At 70.1% G+C, this 17,098-nt stretch carries 16 protein-coding genes; 11 read left to right on the top strand and 5 right to left on the bottom strand.

Annotated elements, in window-relative coordinates; translation table 11 throughout:
• Nucleotides 1–333 precede the first annotated feature (333 nt).
• On the bottom strand, nt 334–1,704 hold the full coding sequence (locus PKF00_RS43525) for an NsdA family TPR-like regulatory protein (protein ID WP_271223663.1): 1,371 nt from the start codon (nt 1,702–1,704) through the stop codon (nt 334–336).
• A gap of 301 nt (nt 1,705–2,005) precedes the next feature.
• The gene (locus PKF00_RS43520) at nt 2,006–3,196 is read right to left on the bottom strand and encodes an NAD(P)-dependent malic enzyme (RefSeq protein WP_271223662.1); all 1,191 of its coding nucleotides are present in this window, start codon (nt 3,194–3,196) and stop codon (nt 2,006–2,008) included.
• A gap of 263 nt (nt 3,197–3,459) precedes the next feature.
• Here PKF00_RS43520 and PKF00_RS43515 point away from each other — a divergent pair, with 263 nt between their 5' ends.
• Nucleotides 3,460–3,993 carry a CGNR zinc finger domain-containing protein gene (locus PKF00_RS43515; RefSeq protein ID WP_271223661.1) on the top strand — a complete coding sequence of 178 codons (534 nt, stop codon included), beginning with the start codon at nt 3,460–3,462 and terminating at the stop codon, nt 3,991–3,993.
• Here PKF00_RS43515 and PKF00_RS43510 read toward each other — a convergent pair.
• Nucleotides 3,960–4,265 carry a S24 family peptidase gene (locus PKF00_RS43510; RefSeq protein WP_271223660.1) on the bottom strand — a complete coding sequence of 102 codons (306 nt, stop codon included), beginning with the start codon at nt 4,263–4,265 and terminating at the stop codon, nt 3,960–3,962. The genes PKF00_RS43515 and PKF00_RS43510 overlap by 34 nt on opposite strands.
• 90 nt (nt 4,266–4,355) lie before the next feature.
• Here PKF00_RS43510 and sodN point away from each other — a divergent pair, with 90 nt between their 5' ends.
• The 3 genes from sodN (at nt 4,356) to PKF00_RS43495 (ending at nt 6,173) form a co-directional block, all read left to right on the top strand.
• Nucleotides 4,356–4,757, top strand: a complete 402-nt coding sequence (sodN, locus tag PKF00_RS43505) for a superoxide dismutase, Ni (RefSeq protein WP_271223659.1) — start codon at nt 4,356–4,358, stop codon at nt 4,755–4,757.
• Between the two features lie 193 nt (nt 4,758–4,950).
• Nucleotides 4,951–5,376 (top strand): ATP-binding protein, encoded by a 426-nt coding sequence (locus tag PKF00_RS43500; RefSeq protein ID WP_425582316.1) that lies wholly within the window; start codon nt 4,951–4,953, stop codon nt 5,374–5,376.
• Between the two features lie 17 nt (nt 5,377–5,393).
• Nucleotides 5,394–6,173 carry an RNA polymerase sigma factor SigF gene (locus PKF00_RS43495; RefSeq protein WP_425582317.1) on the top strand — a complete coding sequence of 260 codons (780 nt, stop codon included), beginning with the start codon at nt 5,394–5,396 and terminating at the stop codon, nt 6,171–6,173.
• Here the strand turns inward: PKF00_RS43495 and PKF00_RS43490 are convergent.
• On the bottom strand, nt 6,170–6,565 hold the full coding sequence (locus PKF00_RS43490) for a hypothetical protein (protein WP_271223657.1): 396 nt from the start codon (nt 6,563–6,565) through the stop codon (nt 6,170–6,172). The two genes, PKF00_RS43495 and PKF00_RS43490, sit on opposite strands and share 4 nt — an antisense overlap.
• A gap of 77 nt (nt 6,566–6,642) precedes the next feature.
• Between PKF00_RS43490 and PKF00_RS43485 the strand changes: the two genes are divergently transcribed.
• Entirely contained in the window at nt 6,643–7,677 is a 1,035-nt protein-coding gene (locus tag PKF00_RS43485) for a diacylglycerol/lipid kinase family protein (protein WP_271223656.1), read from the top strand.
• Between the two features lie 283 nt (nt 7,678–7,960).
• The gene (locus PKF00_RS43480) at nt 7,961–8,215 is read left to right on the top strand and encodes a WhiB family transcriptional regulator (protein ID WP_271223655.1); all 255 of its coding nucleotides are present in this window, start codon (nt 7,961–7,963) and stop codon (nt 8,213–8,215) included.
• A 139-nt stretch (nt 8,216–8,354) separates the two neighbouring features.
• Here the strand turns inward: PKF00_RS43480 and PKF00_RS43475 are convergent, their stop codons facing one another.
• Complete coding sequence (locus tag PKF00_RS43475; protein ID WP_271223654.1) at nt 8,355–9,818, bottom strand: sensor histidine kinase; 1,464 nt, start codon at nt 9,816–9,818, stop codon at nt 8,355–8,357.
• 67 nt (nt 9,819–9,885) lie between these two features.
• On the opposite strand from PKF00_RS43475, the gene PKF00_RS43470 reads away from it, so the two are divergent.
• From PKF00_RS43470 to PKF00_RS43450, 5 genes are all read left to right on the top strand, one after another.
• Nucleotides 9,886–11,049: an 8-amino-7-oxononanoate synthase gene (locus PKF00_RS43470; protein WP_271223653.1), complete on the top strand. Its 1,164-nt coding sequence runs from the start codon at nt 9,886–9,888 to the stop codon at nt 11,047–11,049.
• A 94-nt stretch (nt 11,050–11,143) separates the two neighbouring features.
• Nucleotides 11,144–11,863, top strand: a complete 720-nt coding sequence (locus PKF00_RS43465) for a GntR family transcriptional regulator (protein ID WP_184720397.1) — start codon at nt 11,144–11,146, stop codon at nt 11,861–11,863.
• 55 nt (nt 11,864–11,918) lie between these two features.
• Nucleotides 11,919–12,635, top strand: a complete 717-nt coding sequence (gene bioD / locus PKF00_RS43460; RefSeq protein WP_271223652.1) for a dethiobiotin synthase — start codon at nt 11,919–11,921, stop codon at nt 12,633–12,635.
• A 31-nt stretch (nt 12,636–12,666) separates the two neighbouring features.
• Nucleotides 12,667–13,662, top strand: a complete 996-nt coding sequence (bioB, locus tag PKF00_RS43455) for a biotin synthase BioB (protein ID WP_271223651.1) — start codon at nt 12,667–12,669, stop codon at nt 13,660–13,662.
• Between the two features lie 446 nt (nt 13,663–14,108).
• The gene (locus tag PKF00_RS43450) at nt 14,109–15,761 is read left to right on the top strand and encodes an acetolactate synthase (protein WP_271223650.1); all 1,653 of its coding nucleotides are present in this window, start codon (nt 14,109–14,111) and stop codon (nt 15,759–15,761) included.
• Nucleotides 15,762–17,098 lie beyond the last annotated feature (1,337 nt).

The raw sequence follows: 17,098 nt of genomic DNA, 5'->3' as shown, positions 1-17,098 counted from the left end.
CAAGATCGTGGGCCCGAACGGCGAGCTCTACAAGTAAGCCGTAAGGATCTAACGATCCCCGAGGCAGGGCGTCCAAACCCCTGACTCACCCAGCACGAAAGCAAGGGGCCCGGTGTGCACACACCGGGCCCCTTGTCGTAGGCGCCGTCGTAGGCGCCGTTATAGGCGCTGCCATGGGCGCTGTCATGCGTGCTGTAAAGACTCCGCCTGGTTCGAGAACAGCGCCTGGTCATGACCGTTGTCAGAGTCACGGCCGTCGTCGGACTCCGCTTCCGTGACCGCGCACGGTGGCCCCCTCTCCGGGAGAGCCTCGTCAGGAGAGCCGGGACGGCCTCACGCCGAGGAGGACGAGGAGACGAGCTCCCTGGCCCGCTCGTCCAGCTCGGCCACCGCCGTCTCCGCGGTGAAGGGGCTGAGCCGCCGCCGCAGGTCGGTCACGTACGACTGGGTGCGCGCCGACTGCAGGCCCGCGGCCAGCTCGAGCGCGTCGGCCGCCGCGGCGCAGGCGTGCTCCAGCTCCCCGCACTCCAGCAGCCCCGCGGCCAGCAGCGACAGGTTGAACATGCGTCCCCTGACATAGCGGCCGTCCATCTCCAGCGACCGCCGCGCGTGCCGTACGGTCGCCGGGCCGTCTCCCAGGTCGCGGAAGCAGTGGGCGAACTTGGCCGACAGGTAGGCCTCGTCGAAGTAGGCGATCCAGCCGGGCTTCTCACCCGTGTCACGCCGCTCGAACGCCAACTCCGCCTCGTGCAAGGAGTTTCCACAGGCCACACGGTCTTCCAGCAGGGCGTGAGCGTGGGCCTCGACCACGTGCGCCTCCGCCAGCAGCGCGAAGACGCCCGCGCGGCGCGCCGAGAGCTGGGCGGCCCTCGCCAGGTCGAGAGCGTGTGCCGGCTGCCCGATGTAGAGGGCCTGGTGGCTCATCCCCGCGAGGATCTCACCGCCGAACCCGTGGTCCCCCGCCCCTCTGGCCAGTCTCAGCGCCTGGATGAGGTAGCGCTGGGCCAGGCCGTGCTGTTCCAGGTCGTATGCCATCCAGCCGGCGAGCCTGGTCAGCTCCGCCGCGGCGGACGCCAGCGCCCTGCCGGTCTCCTCGGCGTACGCCCCCTCGCTGAGCAGCGGCGCGACCGCGGTGTCCAGGTATTTCACCACCGCGGACCTGACCCTGCCGCCGCCGAACCTGTTGTCCAGCTCGCCGAACGACCTGGTGACCTCCCGAATCGCGGCGATGTCGGCCATGCCGACCCGCCGGACGCCGCTCGCCGCGGGGCGGCTCTCCGCCGGAAGGGTCAGCCAGCGCAGGGCTCCGGTGGATCCGGCGCCGATCGCGAAGGTGGAGTCGAGCAGGAACCTGCGTCTTTCAACGTCCCCGCGCCACAGTGCTGTCACGGTCGCGATTCCCTCCTGCCAGGTGTGGGTGAACTCCTGCCCGAGGTCCAGAGGCGTGGAGACGGCGGGCAGACCGAGCTCCTCCACGCTGACCGTCCTGCCGAGCCGTAGAGAGAAGATCTCCGCGAGCAGCGTGGGAACCGGCTCTCTCGGCCGTTGACCACCGAGCCAGCGCAGAACGGAACTGTGGTCGTACTTCAGACCGGACAGGCCGCGGGTCACACCGAGATCGTTGAGCCTGCGGGCCAGCCCCTTATGGGTGAAGCCCGACTCGGCGATGAGCCGCTGGAGCAACCGGTTGGGCTCGCGTTCCATTGCTCTCCTCACCGGGTGGACGTTCGAGCACGGAGGGCACGACTGCGCCTCCGCGCCCCTGCCCGTCCCTCGTGTACTCTCTTGTCCGAATAGGTAACGGAGCGCTATTTTTATAGCACAATCTGTCACCGATTTGCGGAAGTTCCGTACAACCAGAAGACGCCCCTCGCCGATCGGGCGAGAGGCGTCTCGGGGTTGGCGTTCCGGTGTCGGGCCGAGTGAAAGGGGTCGCCTTTACAGGCTTCTGACAACGGTCACGGAAGGACTGCCCCGGTGGAACGGGCCTGAGAAAAGGGTGTCTTTACTGGCGGGCGACCCCGTCGGCGCGGGCCTGCGCGGCGACGGCGGCGATGACCGCGGGGGCGACGCGCTCGTCGAACGCGCTCGGGATCACGTAGTCGGCGGACAGGTCGTCACCGACCACGGAGGCCAGCGCCTCGGCGGCGGCCACCTTCATGTTCTCGGTGATGGTCGAGGCCCGCACGTCGAGCGCTCCCCTGAAGACGCCGGGGAAGGCGAGCACGTTGTTGATCTGGTTGGGGAAGTCGGAACGGCCCGTCGCCACGACCTGGGCATGCTTCCTGGCGATCTCCGGGTGCACCTCGGGGGTCGGGTTGGACAGCGCGAAGACGATGGAGCCCTGCGCCATCGACGCGATGGCCTCCTCGGAGACGGTGGAGCCGGACAGGCCGACGAACACGTCGGCTCCGGCGAGCGCCGACTCGGTGGAGCCGCGCAGGCCCGCCCTGTTGGTGTCGCGCGCCAGGGCCTCCTTGAACGGGTTGAGGCCGTCGCGGCCCTCGTGGATGAGGCCCTTGGAGTCGGCGACCGCGATGTCCCCGATGCCGGCGTTGAGGAGGATCCGGCTGACGGCCACGCCGGACGCGCCCGCGCCCGCGACCACGGCCCGCAGGTCGCCCAGCGAGCGCCCCGTCAGCCTGGCGGCGTTCTTCAGCGCGGCCAGCACGACGATCGCGGTGCCGTGCTGGTCGTCGTGGAAGACCGGGATGTCCAGCAGGTCGCGCAGCCGGTCCTCGACCTCGAAGCAGCGGGGCGCGCTGATGTCCTCGAGGTTGACGCCTCCGAAGGACGGCGCCAGGCGCGCGACGGTCTCGACGATCTCGTCGACGCCGGTGCAGTCGATGCAGATGGGCACCGCGTCGACACCGGCGAACTGCTTGAACAGCAGGGCCTTGCCCTCCATGACCGGCATGGCGGCGGCGGGGCCGATGTCCCCGAGTCCGAGCACGGCGGTGCCGTCGGAGACGACGGCGACCACGTTGGAGACCCAGGTGTAGTCGTTGACGAGCTCAGGCTGGTCGGCGATCGCGCTGCAGACCTTCGCCACGCCGGGGGTGTAGGCCAGGGCCAGGTCACCGGCGTCGCGGACGGGAACGGTCGAGCGGATCTCCAGCTTGCCCCCGCGGTGCAGGGCGAAGGCCGGATCGAGATCGAGGGATTCGAGGGAGATGGAGGATGGCGTGACAGCCACAGCGACCCCTGTAGTTCAGTCAGACACAGACGGATTGGTCCTTCGTAGCGGCCGCCGCGGGCGTGGCCCGGCTTCGGTAGTCGCTCGGGGCCTGCTCGTGCGGCCATCTGGAGGGGTACGGGGGTCACCCGTTGCTCGATTCTGCCACAGGGTGCGACTTTCGCAGATGACAGGGGGCACTTACTTTTGTTACATGGTGTAGCCACCGTCGCGCATGTAAGATGCGGCTCCTGTCGCCATCGCTTACACCGACGGGCCGCCCGATGGATCTGACCTCCTACGCCGAGCTGGCCGTGCTGCTGATCAACAGCCCGGACCGGCTGACCTGCCTCGAAGGGCTGCGCGCCCTGCTCGAGGAGGGCGGCCGCTACCGTCCCGGCTGCCGCATCACCCGCGGTGACCTCGACGCCCTGCGCGACCTGCGCGAGGAGCTGATCGTCATCTTCGAGACCGCGGCGGGCGGCGACGAGGACGGCGTGGTCGACCGGCTCAACTCACTGCTGATCCAGCACCCGGTGCAGCCCCAGATCTCGGGGCACGACGGCGAGCGCTGGCACATGCACCTCACCGAGGGCGGCAGGATGGCCGACCAGTACGCCGTCGGCGCGGTGATGGGCCTGGCCACCCTGGTGACCGACCTCGGCGTCGACCGTCTCGGCCTGTGCCAGGCCGCCCCCTGCAGGCGCGCCTTCCTCGACACCTCCTCCAACCGGTCGAGGCGTTACTGCTCGGAGCGCTGCGCCAGCAGGGCGAACGTGGCCGCCTACCGGGCCCGCAGGAAGGGCAACGGCCAGTAGCGCAGCATCACGCGGCCGACCAGCGACGACGACGGCACCGCGCCGAAGTCCCAGCTGTCGCGGCGCCCGGGGGCGCGCTGGTTGTCGCTCTCCAGCCACCACCCCTCTCCGCTCTCCCAGGCGGCCCTTTTGACGATCAGCAGGGACGGGTCGGAGGGGAGCCTGGCGACCACCAGATCCCCCGCTCTGACCGGCGCGCCGCGCCGTACCCAGAGCCAGTCGCCGGGACGCAGCGCCGGCAGCATCGACTCGCCTTCGACACGGACTCTCACGGAGCTCAACCCCATCCCACACGGCTTTTGGAGACGAGTAAGGTCGGTAACGGACCATGCTGATCCTCAGCATCAAGGAAGGATTTTCCGATGCTTGCACGACTTCTGCGACCCCGGCACGTCGCGTCCGCGCACTGCGACCTGCCGTGCGGCGTGTACGACCCGGCCCAGGCCCGCATCGAGGCCGAGTCGGTCAAGGCCGTCATCGAGAAGTACAACGCGAACGACGACCCGGTCTTCCGCACCCGCGCGCTGATCATCAAGGAGCAGCGGGCCGAGCTGGTCAAGCACCACCTGTGGGTGCTGTGGACCGACTACTTCAAGCCTCCGCACCTGGAGACCTACCCCCAGCTGCACCAGCTGTTCTGGGAGGCCACCAAGCTCGCGGGCGCCGCGGGCGGCAAGGGCACGGTCGACGTCGCCCAGGCCGACGAGCTCCTGGCGAAGATCGACGAGATCTCCAAGATCTTCTGGGCGACCAAGGCCGCCTGAGCCTGAAGGTTCGTGATCGGCGCGTCCGGGCCCCGTGTGGAGTGCGACCACACGGGGCCTGACCTGTTCATAGGCCTCATTCTGGTGTCTTAAAGTGTTCTTGAGGTGCCAAATCGCCCCGATCGCGAGTCCAAGCGGGCCAACCACCGCCACGGGGCTGTAGGTTGCAGTCAGCGACTCTGCGAGGAGGAACGTGACCGAACACACCGAGACGCCCGCGGTCGACATGGGCGGAATCCGTGACGTGGTGAGCGTCCGGCTGCCGGCCGCGAGTGCCTATCTGTCCGTGCTGCGTACGGCGACCGCCGGACTGGCCGCACGGCTGGACTTCACGCTCGACGAGATCGAGGACCTGCGGATCGCGGTCGACGAGGCGTGCGCGATGCTGCTGACCCAGGCCGTCCCCGGCACCGACCTGACGGCCGAGTTCGAGCTGACCGGCCAGCTGATGCAGATCAGGGTCGAGGTCAGCACGGTGGGCAATTCCACGCCGAAGCGTGACGACTTCGCGTGGATGGTGCTCACCGCCCTGGCCGACGACGTCGATGCCGTAACCGACTCCCCCGACCGCATGGCGATCGTGCTACGCAAGCGCCGAGGCGCGGCGAGGCCGGCGTGACGGAAAGGACTCGTGCCATGGCCGCCAGCGACCACGCGGTGCCCGACCGGGTGCGCGCGCGCCTGCTCTTCGCGGAACTGGCGGAGTTGACCCCCGACGACTCGCGGCGCCAGCGCATCCGTGACGAGCTCGTCGAGCTCCACCTTCCTCTCGTGGAATACCTCGCCCGCCGGTTCCGCAACCGCGGCGAATGGCTCGACGACCTCACCCAGGTCGCCACCATCGGCCTGATCAAGTCGATCGACCGCTTCGACCTCGCCCGGGGGGTGGAGTTCTCCACCTACGCCACCCCCACGATCGTGGGCGAGATCAAACGGCACTTCCGTGACAAGGGCTGGGCGGTCCGCGTACCGCGCCGCCTGCAGGAGCTCAAGCTCTCGCTCACCAAGGCGATCAGCGAGCTGTCCCAGCGTGAGGGACGCGCGCCCACCGTCGGGGAGCTGGCCTCGTTCCTGAAGATGAGCGAGGAGGAGGTGCTCGAGGGGCTGGAGTCGGCCAACGCCTACTCCACGGTCTCCCTGGACGCGCCCGACTCCGGCGACGACGACGCGCCCGCGGTGGCCGACTCCCTCGGCATCGTGGACGACTCCCTGGAGGGCGTCGAGTACCGCGAGTCGCTCAAGCCCCTGCTCGAACGGCTGCCGCCCCGTGAGAAGCGCATCCTGTTGCTGCGCTTCTTCGGCAACATGACCCAGTCGCAGATCGCCACCGAGCTCGGCATCTCACAGATGCACGTGTCCCGGCTGCTGGCCAGGACCCTGGCCCAGCTCCGTGAGGGACTGACGGCGGAGGACTAGAGGCTGTCCTGGTGGTCCCCGTAGAGGGCGTCGGTCGTCGGCGGGGACAGCAGTGCGACCAGTCCGATCACTGCCGCGGCGATGAGCGGGATGCCGATGGCCCGCTGGTCGGACTGGATCAGCGTGACGCCGACGACCACGGCGAAGATCTGGGTGAGCACCCCCGGGCTCCGCGCCCATCGCTCGGTGCGCAGCATGCCCACGGCCACCCAGAGCAGGGCGACGCCCACGAGGATCCCGAAGCCCGCGACGAAGATCGAGCTCACCACGTCGTCCGGCTTGCCGATCACCGTCTCGACGCCGACGTAACCGCCGAGCAGCAGCGCGGTGACGCCTTCCAGCGCCATGACGACGGCGGCGACGGTGAGTGACAGGGGGCGGTGGTTCGACACAGCCAAAGCCTATCGCCGGGGTGTCCTGCTCCGTTCTTCGCCGCCATGACGGCGTTATCGGCGGATACGCTGGCATTATGCGCGCGATGCTCCTGGTGAATCCAAAGGCGACGACGACCAACCAACGGACCCGGGACGTGCTGATCAGAGCACTGGGCGCGACCATGGACCTGACGGTCGAGGAGACCGGATACCGGGGGCACGCGGCCCATCTGGCCCGCGGGGCCCACGCCTCCGGATTCGACGTGGTGGCCGTGCTGGGCGGCGACGGCACGATCAACGAGACCGTGAACGGGCTGCTCGACGCCGAGGACCCCGAGGAGCCTGCGGGCGACGGGAGCAGACGGAGCGGCGAGGCGCGCGCCGGAGACGGCCAGGCCTCCGATGAATCGGCCCGGGAGAAGGCCGGGGGCGCGATGGACCGCCCAGCGCTGCTGGCGATCCCCGGCGGGAGCGCGAACGTCTTCGCGCGGGCGCTCGGGCTGCCGAACAATCCGGTCGAGGCGGTCGGCGCGGTGCTGGAGGCCCTGCGTGACGACAGACGGCGGACCGTCGGGCTCGGCCAGGCGATCTGGGACGACCAGCGCAGATACTTCACCTTCTGCAGCGGCCTCGGATACGACGCCGAGGTGATCAGGGCGGTCGAGGGGCTGCGCGGGACCGGGCGCAAGGCCACGCCCGCGCGCTATGTGAACACCGCCCTGCACCACTATCTCTCGACGGACAGACGCCATGCCCCGATGAGCGTCGAGGGGCCCGACGTGCCGCCCGCCGACAACATCTTCATGGCGATCGTCTCCAACACCTCCCCGTGGACCTACGTGGGCTCCCGCCCCGTCTGCCCGACCCCGTGGGCGAGCTTCGAGACGGGTCTCGACCTGCTGGGACTGCAGCGCCTCGGCCTGGCGGCGATGTGCCATCTGATGCCCCAGATCATCGGGGTGCGCGAGACCCTGCCCTCCGGGCGCCATCTCGTGCAGTTCCACGACGAGCGGGAGTTCACGCTGCGCGCCGAGCGTCCCGTGGCCTTCCAGCTCGACGGCGACTACCTGGGCGAAGTCGAGCAGGTGACGTTTCGCTCTATCCCGAAGGCGTTACAAGTGTTGGTCTGATCCGTTACATCCGGTCATCATGTGACGCATCCGACATGCATATCAGGCAAAACGTTCTCCCAAACCTCTTGCATGTACTGAGCGTGGCTGACAATCTCAACATTGACGTCGGAACGTAGGACCTTTGAGCGGCAACATCGCTCCCAGGCCACCGGCGATCAAGTGAACAGGCCCCCGGACCGAACAAGGCTCGGGTAATCGTTCGCGCTGGTTAGTGAAAGTCTTCACAAAGTACGCCGCCGGAGCCGAAGCAAAGGGCTCCTCTTGTCGAAGGAGTGGACGCATGGACTGGCGCCACCGAGCTGCCTGCCGTGACGTGGACCCCGAGCTTTTCTTCCCGATCGGCAACACCGGCCCCGCCCTGATGCAGATCGAAGAGGCCAAGCAGGTCTGCCGTACATGCAACGTGAGCGAGGCCTGCCTGAAGTGGGCACTGGAGTCCGGTCAGGACGCCGGTGTCTGGGGTGGCCTGAGCGAGGACGAGCGTCGCGCCTTCAAGCGCCGCACGGCCCGCGCCCGCACCCGCGCCGCCGTCTGATCCTCCACCGTCTGATCCTCCACCGTCTGATCCTCCCAAGAGAGCCTCGGCCGCCCGCGTCGGCGGCCGGCCCTCAGCGAAGATCCCCGGAAGAAGCACCCCACCGGCCGACCGCAGACAAGGCCCTCCCCGCTCCGGCTCAGGCCGCGGGGAGGGGGATGCTCAGCGTGACCTCGGTGCCCCCACCGGCCCTGGGCTCGATGGCCAGCCTCCCCGACAGCTCGCCCACCACCAGCGTGCGCACGATCTGAAGGCCGAGACTGGTCGACGACTCCAGGTCGAAGTTGTCCGGCAGGCCGGTCCCGTCGTCGGAGACGATCACATCGAGGCGGTCCGCCCCTCGGGAGACGATCACCTGAAGCCTGCCGGGACGGTGGGCGAGCCCGTGCTGGACCGCGTTCTGCAACAGCTCGGTGAGGACCATCGCCAGCGGCGTCGCGATCTCCGAGCGCAGCACCCCGAACGTCCCGACCCTGCGCGGCACCACCTGCGCCTCGGGAGCGGCGACCTCCCCCGTCATCGCGATCACGCGGTCGGCGATGTCGTCGAAGTCCACCTGTTCCTCGGGCGTGTGGGACAGCGTCTCGTGCACGATCGCGATCGAGCCGACCCTGCGCACCGCCTCCTCCAGCGCCTCCCGCCCCTCCGGCACCTGCAGCCGCCTGGCCTGCAGCCGCAGCAGCGCGGCGACCGTCTGCAGGTTGTTCTTGACCCGGTGGTGGATCTCCCTGATGGTGGCGTCCTTGGTCATCAGCTCCCGCTCGCGGCGGCGCAGCTCGGTCACGTCGCGGATGAGCACCAGCGCGCCGATGCGCCCGCCCCCGACGACCAGCGGGATCGCCCGCAGCTGCACGACCGTGCCGCCCGACTCGACCTCGGTCTCCCTCGGCTCCCTGCCGCTGGCCACGATCATGAGGTTCTCGTTGATGGGCTCGTCCGAGTAGCAGAGCGTGGCGGTGGTGCGGCCGAGCTCGGCCCCGACCAGGTCCGCGTTGAGTCCCAGCCTGCGGTAGGCGGACAGGGCGTTCGGCGAGGCGTAGGTGACCCGGCCCGCGCGGTCGAGCCTGAGCAGCCCGTCGCCCACGCGCGGCGAGCGGACCAGGATCGGCTCGGCCCCCGAGAACGGGAAGCGGCCCTCGGCGACCATCTGGGCCAGATCGGAGGCGCTCTGCAGGTAGGTGAGCTCGAGCCGCGACGGGGTCCGCGCCGAGGAGAGGTTCGTCGAACGCTGGATCACGCCCAGGAAGTGGTCGGCCCGCCGTACCGGGATGGTCTCCTCCCTCACCGGGACCCCGCTCGACCAGTCGGGGTCGCCCTCTCGGCAGATGCGTCTCTCGTTCCACGCGGTGTCGATGAGCGCCCGCTCGCCCCTGGCGGCCGTCATCCCGACGATGTCGTCGTGATACACGGTGGGGCCGGTGGTCGGCCGCATCTGGGCGACCGCGATCCAGCCCGTCCCCTCCCTGAGGGGGATCCACAGGATGAGGTCGGCGAACGACAGGTCGGCCAGAAGCTGCCAGTCGGAGACCAGCGAGTGCATCCACTCGAGGTCCGCATCGTCGAGCGCGGTGTGACGAACCGCCAGGTCGCTTAGAGTCGGCACCCGTGCATCATGCGTTCTTTACAGGCCCGAACGCGAATCGGGCACACCACATTGGGAAAATGCCCCTATGACACATGGCCCCGATCCGCTGGCTCGATTCCGCGTGGCGGCGGCGGCGCGGGAGGCGGCGGGGTTGAAGCGGACCCTGCGCGCCCGCACACCGGACGACGACGGCCTGATCGACCTGGCCTCGAACGACTACCTCGGCCTCGCCAGGGACGAACGCCTCGCCCGGGCCGCGACGGCGGCCACCCTGGAGTGGGGGACGGGCTCGACGGGCTCCCGCCTGGTGACCGGCTCGACCACGCTGCACGCCGCCCTCGAGCGGCGGTTGCGCGCCTTCACCGGGGCGCAGGACGCCCTGGTGTTCTCCTCCGGCTACCTGGCCAACCTGGCGGCCGTCGCGGCCCTGGGCAGGGACGCCCTGGTGGTCTCGGACACGGGCAACCACGCCTCGATCGTGGACGCCTGCCGCCTGTCGCGCTCGCGCGTCGTCGTCACCCCGCACCGGGACGTGACGGCCGTGGAGAAGGCGCTGGCGGACCGGGACGTCGAGCACGCGGTCGTGGTCACGGACGCCGTCTTCTCCGTCGACGGCGACCTGGCCCCGCTGGCGGAGCTGCACGCGGCGGCCGTACGGCAGGGCGCGTTGCTGGTCGTGGACGAGGCGCACTCGCTCGGCGTTCTCGGCTTCGGCGGGCGGGGGGCGGTGCACGCGGCGGGCCTGGCCGCCGAGCCGGGCGTTGTGAGAACGGTCACACTCTCCAAGTCCCTGGGGTCCCAGGGCGGGGCCGTGCTCGGGGCCGCGGAGGTGATCGAAACCCTGATAGACACGGGCCGCTCGTTCATCTTCGACACGGGCCTGGCACCGGGGAGCGTGGCGGCGGCACTCGCCGCTGTGGATATCCTTCACAATCAGCCCGAACTGCCCGGATACGTGCTAACCAGAGCGAAAGAGCTGGCCTCGATGGCCCGTGAACTCGGTCTGGAGACCAACGACCCGGCGGGTGCGGTCGTCCCGATCGTGCTCGGCCCACCCGAGACGGCGCTTCGGGCCGCCGTCATCTGTGCGGAACGCGGGGTGCGCGTCGGATGTTTCCGGCCGCCCTCGGTGCCGGTCGGCCGCTCTTGCCTGCGGTTGACCGCGCGGGCCAATCTGAGTTCCGACGATCTAGCGGTGATCAGGGGTGCGCTCACCGCCGTGGCCGAGATGGTGAAGGTGACCATGTGAGTGAGCGAAGCGAGCGGGCGCGCGGACGAGGCGTCCTCCGTCCCGGCAGCCCTGGCGCCCGTGCCGGCGCCGAGCCGTTGGGCGAGGTGCGGGCGTGACGGAAGACTCCCCCAGGATCCCGAAGTACTACGACGTCAAGCGCAGCCTGCTCGCGCTCACCAAGAGCCTGGCCGCCGGCAGCGCGCTGCCTCCCGAGCGGACCCTCGCGGTGCGCTTCGAGACGTCGCGCACCACCGTGCGCCAGGCCCTGTCCGAGCTCGTGGTCGAGGGCCGTCTGGTGCGCATCCAGGGCAAGGGGACGTTCGTCGCGCACCCCAAGGTCGCCCAGGTCCTCCAGCTGACCTCCTACACCGGTGACCTCAGGACCGTCGGCCTCGAACCCGACACCAAGATCCTTGACATCAGCTACATCACCGCGGACGAGCCGCTGGCCCGCCGCCTCGCGATCAACCCCGGCGGCCGGGTCCTGCGGATCCACCGGCTCCGCCTGGCCAACGGCGAGCCGATGTCGATCGACACCACCCACCTGTCCGCCCGGCGCTTCCCCAGGCTGCGGCGTGAGCTCGAGGTGCACTCCTCGCTGTACGAGACGCTCCACAACGCCTACAACGTGCGGCTGACGGACGCGGAGGAGATCATCGAGACCGTGCTGGCCACGCCGTACGACGCGCAGGTGCTGAGCGTGGACGTAGGGCTGCCGATGCTGCTGCTCACCCGGCACGCCTTCGACGCCGACGGCAACCCCGTCGAATGGGCGCAGTCCCTCTACCGGGGCGACCGCTACAAGTTCGTCACCCGCCTGCGCCGCCCCTGACGTCCCGTCGCGGTCGTCCGCCGGGCCGCCCGGGGATCGGCCTAAGGTGAGGTGGATGAGCATCCTCGTGGTCACCGGGACCGACACAGGAGTGGGCAAGACGATCGTCACCGCCGCGGTGGCCTCACTCGCCAGAGAGCGGGGCTCCTCGGTCGCGGTGGTCAAGCCCGCGCAGACCGGGGTCGGCGAGACCGAGCCCGGAGACCTGGACGACGTCATCCGGCTGTCCGGGGTGACGACCACGTTCGAGCTGGCCAGGTTCCCCGACCCGCTGGCTCCCGCGGCGGCGGCCCGCGTCGCGGGCCTGCCCCCGGTCTCCCTCGACCTGGCGGCGGCCCGCGTCACGGAGCTGGCCGCGTCCAACCGGCTCGTCGTCGTCGAGGGCGCGGGCGGGCTCCTCGTCCGCTTCGACGAGGAGGGCGCCACCCTGGCCGACCTGGCCAGGGCGCTCCGCGCGCCGGTCCTGCTGGTGACGCGGGCGGCGCTGGGCACGCTCAACCACACCGCCCTGACACTGGAGGCGATGGCCAACCGCGGCCTCGACCTCGCCGGGGTGGTGATCGGGTCGTGGCCCGCCGACCCCGGCCTGGCCGAGCGGTGCAACGTGGCGGACCTGGAGATGCTGGCCGCCAGGCCGCTCGCGGGCGCGCTCCCCGCGGAGGCCGGCGGCCTGGACCGGCCGTCCTTCGCCCGTACGGCCCACGCGGGCCTGGCCCCGGTGCTGGGAGGCGGATTCGACGCGACCGCCTTCAGGGCCACCTTTAGGCTCTAGCCCGTAGACGACGGCCGAAGAGTGGAGCAGCATGAGCGACATACTCGACATCGCCCGCGCGCAAGTCCTCGAGGAGGGCCGGGGACTCGACGCCGCGCAGGCCCTGCGGTGCCTTGAGTTGCCCGATGACCGTCTCGCCGACCTGCTGGCGCTCGCGCACGAGGTGCGGATGAAGTGGTGCGGCCCCGAGGTCGAGGTCGAGGGGATCGTCTCGCTCAAGACCGGCGGCTGCCCCGAGGACTGTCACTTCTGCTCCCAGTCGGGGCAGTTCACCTCGCCGGTCCGCGCGGCCTGGCTGGACATCCCGTCCCTGGTCCAGGCGGCCAGGGAGACCGCGGAGACGGGCGCGACCGAGTTCTGCATCGTGGCGGCGGTCCGCGGCCCCGACCGCAGGCTGATGGACCAGGTCCGCCAGGGCGTGAAGGCGATCCAGGAGGCCGTCGACATCAACGTCGCCTGCTCACTGGGCATGCTCACCCAGGCTCAGGTCGACGAGCTGGCCGAGATCGGCGTGCACCGCTACAACCACAACCTGGAGACCGCCAGGTCGCACTTCGGGAAGGTCGTCACCACCCACACCTGGCAGGAGCGCTGGGACACCTGCCTGATGGTGCGCGAGGCGGGGATGGAGCTGTGCTGCGGGGGCATCGTGGGCATGGGCGAGAGCCTGGAGCAGCGGGCCGAGTTCGCCGGACAGCTCGGCGAGCTGCGCCCCGACGAGGTCCCGCTGAACTTCCTCAACCCGCGCCCCGGCACGCCCTTCGAGTCCTTCCCCCTGCTCGAGGGCTCCGACGCGCTCAGGACGATCGCGACCTTCCGCCTCGCGCTGCCGCGCACGATCCTGCGCTACGCGGGCGGCAGGGAGCTGACCCTCGGCGACCTGGGCACCCGCGACGGCATGCTCGGCGGGATCAACGCGATCATCGTCGGCAACTACCTGACCACGCTGGGCCGCACCCCGGAGGCGGACCTGAGCCTGCTGGCCGACCTGAAGATGCCGATCAAGGCGCTCTCCGACACGCTGTGAACGCGGGCCCGTAACCGAGGACACGCCGGGAGCGGGCGTTCGTCATGTGAGGCACGAGAGTGATCATCGTGTGAGACATGAGAGCGATCGAACACCCCGCTCCCGGCACCACCGCCCGCCGCACACTCCAGGCACCGCCGTCGGCCACACACTCCCGGCACCACCGCCGGCCACAACCATCGGCCACCCACTCCGGCATCGCCGCCCACGGCGGCAAGGAAAGACCTGCCGTACCGACGACGGCTGAGGAAAGGCCGTCCGTCACCTGGAGCACGCACCGCCGTGGACGGACCGGGGACGGGATCCCACCGCCGTGGACGAACGATTCCGCCCCTCCGGAGCCGTCTTCACCGTGATGAAAGGCACTGGCAGCGTTAGGCGGGAGGAATCTGGGCAGGGTGTCCAATCACTGTCCGGCTAAGTGACTGACTGGTAGGTTGCGCCATATGGAGTCCCCAAAGCACGCAGGTGACATCGCTGTCGCCGTCTCCAAGGCCTACGGCATCGAAACCATGTTCACCCTCTCCGGCGGACACGTCTTCCCGTTGTACGACGGGGCGGTCCACGAGGGCGTGCCGATCCTGGACGTGCGGCACGAGCAGAGCGCGGTCTTCGCCGCCGAGGCGACCGCCCGGCTGACTCGCAAACCGGGCCTGGCCGTGCTCACCGCCGGCCCCGGCGTCACCAACGGCGTCAGCGGCGTGGCCACGGCGCACTCCAACGGCTCCCCCGTCGTGATCTTGGGAGGCAGGGCCCCGCAGTCGCGCTGGGGCTCGGGCGCGCTGCAGGAGATGGACCACCCGCCGCTGTTCGCGCCGATCACCAAGCTGGCCTTCACCGGCTCCGGTCCCGACTCGATCGGCGAGGACGTGGAGATGGCCTTCAGGACCGCCCTCGCCCCGCACCGCGGTCCGGTCTTCCTTGACTTCCACATGGACCACCTGTTCGCCCCCGCGCCGCCGCCCGACCACGCCACGGAGACCCTGACCCCGTCACCGCTCGAACCCGACCCCGACGCGCTCGCCAGGATCGCCCGCCTGCTCGCCGAGGCGGAGCGACCCGTGCTGGTGCTGGGCTCCGACGTGTGGATGGACCGCGCGGAGGAGGTCGCCAGAGGCTTCGCCGAGGAGTTCCGCCTTCCGGTCATCCCCAACGGCCAGGGCCGCGGCATCCTGCCCTCCGGTCACGAGTTGCTGGTCACCCGCGCCCGCAGCCTGGCGTTCTCCCAGGCGGACCTGGTCATCGTGGCGGGCGCGCCCCTCGACTTCCGGCTCGGCTACGGCTGGTTCGGCGGCAAGAACGGCGCCCCGCTCGCCAGGGTCGTGCACCTGGCGGACGCGCCGTCACAGCTGACCACCCACATGGAGCCGTCCGGGGTGGCCTCGGGTGACCTGTCCCTGGTCTTCTGGGGACTCGGTACGGCCTGCAACGAGGCGGGCGTGTCCCCGAAGGCGTACGCCCCGTGGCTGTCCAGGCTGAACGAGGCCGCGGCGGCGGCCGTCGCAGGGGACGCGGAACTGCTGGCCTCGGACTCCGACCCGATCCACCCGATGCGGATCTACGGCGAGCTCGACAGGATCCTCGACGACGACGCCGTGGTGATCGGCGACGGCGGCGACTTCGTCTCCTACGCGGGCAAGTACATCGAGCCGAAGCAGCCGGGCAACTGGCTCGACCCCGGCCCGTACGGCTGCCTGGGCACCGGCCTCGGCTACTCCATCGCCGCCCGCCTGGCCCGCCCCTCCTCCCAGGTGGCGCTGCTGCTCGGCGACGGCGCGGCCGGATTCTCACTGATGGACGTGGACACCCTCGTCCGCCATCGCCTGCCCGTCGTGATGATCTGCGGCAACAACGGCATGTGGGGGCTGGAGAAGCACCCCATGCAGATGCTGTACGGCTACGACGTGGCCGCGGAGCTCCAGCCGCAGTGCCGCTACGACCAGGTCGTGACCGCGCTCGGCGGCGGCGGCGAGCTGGTGACCGACCCCTCGCAGATCGGCCCCGCCCTACGCCGCGCCTTCGACTCCGGTGTGCCGTACATGGTGAACATCGCCACCGACCCGTCCGTTGCCTATCCCAGGAACACCACAGGGATCTAACCGGCCCTTCCCACCGCGGGTCCCGGGCTTCGGGTGGTTCGGCTTGGTTCGCGTGGAGGGGGGCGGGTGGTCCGGCCGGCCGTCTCAGCTGAGCTCTGGCGGATTCAGGCCTCCGGCCTGGCGGGCGCGGGTGGTTGCGGTCCTTTTATACGCCGGCCGGACCACCCACCCCCCTCCACGCATGACTGCCGGTCTCCTACAGCGTGCCGCCGTAGTCGCTTCCTCTCCGGCCGCCCAGCGTCCTGACTGACGCTGAAGCAATCCGCTCCGGTTCGGCTTCATGGTCGATCGCCGCAGCTGAAGCTCCGGTGCGGAAAGGAGCGCAGGGCTGAGCTGGAAAAACCCCAACGAGAGAAGAGCCTCCCCACCCGTGAGGCGCCAGCTTCGGTGGGCCACCCGTTGCCCACCCCCAACACGTGGGCACGTCCCCCTCCCTGACCAGATCATGTTCATGCCGCCCGGGTCACTCCCCACTCTTGTCGGCCATCTCCCCGCCCCACGAGACGGTTCCTCCCACCCGTGGGACCCGCACTTCGCTGGGACGGCCGCTGCCCGCCCGTCGCTTCGCCACCCGCCGGGACCTCCGCCCAGGCACTGCGGCGGCGAGCAGTACGACGGACCGGGTCGAGACGGCGAGCAGTACGACGGACCGGGTCGAGACGGCCAGTAGTGCGACGGACCTGGTCGGGGCGGCAAGCAGTACGACGGACCTGTTCGGGGCGGCCAGTAGTACGCGGGCCCGTCCGGGATTCCCCTGGTCCGTGGACGCCGGTCAGGCCGGTTGCGCTTCCCGCTGGTCCGACGTTGGGAAGACCCGGGAGCCCGGGCAGGGGGGACGTTGGGAAGACCCGGGAGCCCGGGCAGGGGGTGATGGGCGGGCAGCGGCCGTCTCAGCGAAGCGCGGGCCCCACGGGTGGGGGGAAGCGCTTTGTGGGGAGGGAAACGGCTGATGGAGGGTCCGGCCGATAGGGCATGACCTGGTCAGGGGTCGTGAACGCGCCCAAGGATTGGGGGCGGGCAACGGGTGGCCCACCGAAGCCGGCGCCCCACGGGTGGGAAGGCTCTTCCCCAGGGGGCGGTTTTTCCAGCTCAGCCCTGCGCTCCTTTCGAAAGCGAGGCTTCAGCTGCGGCGATCGGCCATGAAGCCGGACCCGGAACGGATTGCTTCAGCCGCCCGGAGATGAATGGGCGGCCGGAAAGGGAGCGACTACGGCGGGCACACCGTACAGGACCGGCAGTCATGCGTGGAGGGGGGCGGGTGGTCCGGCCGGCGTATAAAAGGACCGCAACCACCGACGCCCGCCAGGCCGGAGGCCTGAATCCGCCAGAGCTCAGCT

It is taken from the genome of Streptosporangium carneum (genome assembly GCF_027922005.1).
Lineage (GTDB): Bacteria > Actinomycetota > Actinomycetes > Streptosporangiales > Streptosporangiaceae > Streptosporangium > Streptosporangium carneum.
This window is presented reverse-complemented; position numbering and strand designations above follow the sequence as displayed.

What these genes read in the sequence shown, in the direction of transcription:
- sodN (WP_271223659.1), top strand. Translation starts at nt 4,356, where the DNA reads ATGCTTGCACGACTTCTGCGACCCCGGCACGTCGCGTCCGCGCACTGC.
- PKF00_RS43515 (WP_271223661.1), top strand. Translation starts at nt 3,460, where the DNA reads ATGGATCTGACCTCCTACGCCGAGCTGGCCGTGCTGCTGATCAACAGC.
- PKF00_RS43450 (WP_271223650.1), top strand. Translation starts at nt 14,109, where the DNA reads ATGGAGTCCCCAAAGCACGCAGGTGACATCGCTGTCGCCGTCTCCAAG.
- bioB (WP_271223651.1), top strand. Translation starts at nt 12,667, where the DNA reads ATGAGCGACATACTCGACATCGCCCGCGCGCAAGTCCTCGAGGAGGGC.
- PKF00_RS43480 (WP_271223655.1), top strand. Translation starts at nt 7,961, where the DNA reads ATGGACTGGCGCCACCGAGCTGCCTGCCGTGACGTGGACCCCGAGCTT.
- PKF00_RS43495 (WP_425582317.1), top strand. Translation starts at nt 5,394, where the DNA reads ATGGCCGCCAGCGACCACGCGGTGCCCGACCGGGTGCGCGCGCGCCTG.
- PKF00_RS43470 (WP_271223653.1), top strand. Translation starts at nt 9,886, where the DNA reads ATGACACATGGCCCCGATCCGCTGGCTCGATTCCGCGTGGCGGCGGCG.
- PKF00_RS43525 (WP_271223663.1), bottom strand. Translation starts at nt 1,704, where the DNA reads ATGGAACGCGAGCCCAACCGGTTGCTCCAGCGGCTCATCGCCGAGTCG.
- PKF00_RS43485 (WP_271223656.1), top strand. Translation starts at nt 6,643, where the DNA reads ATGCGCGCGATGCTCCTGGTGAATCCAAAGGCGACGACGACCAACCAA.
- bioD (WP_271223652.1), top strand. Translation starts at nt 11,919, where the DNA reads ATGAGCATCCTCGTGGTCACCGGGACCGACACAGGAGTGGGCAAGACG.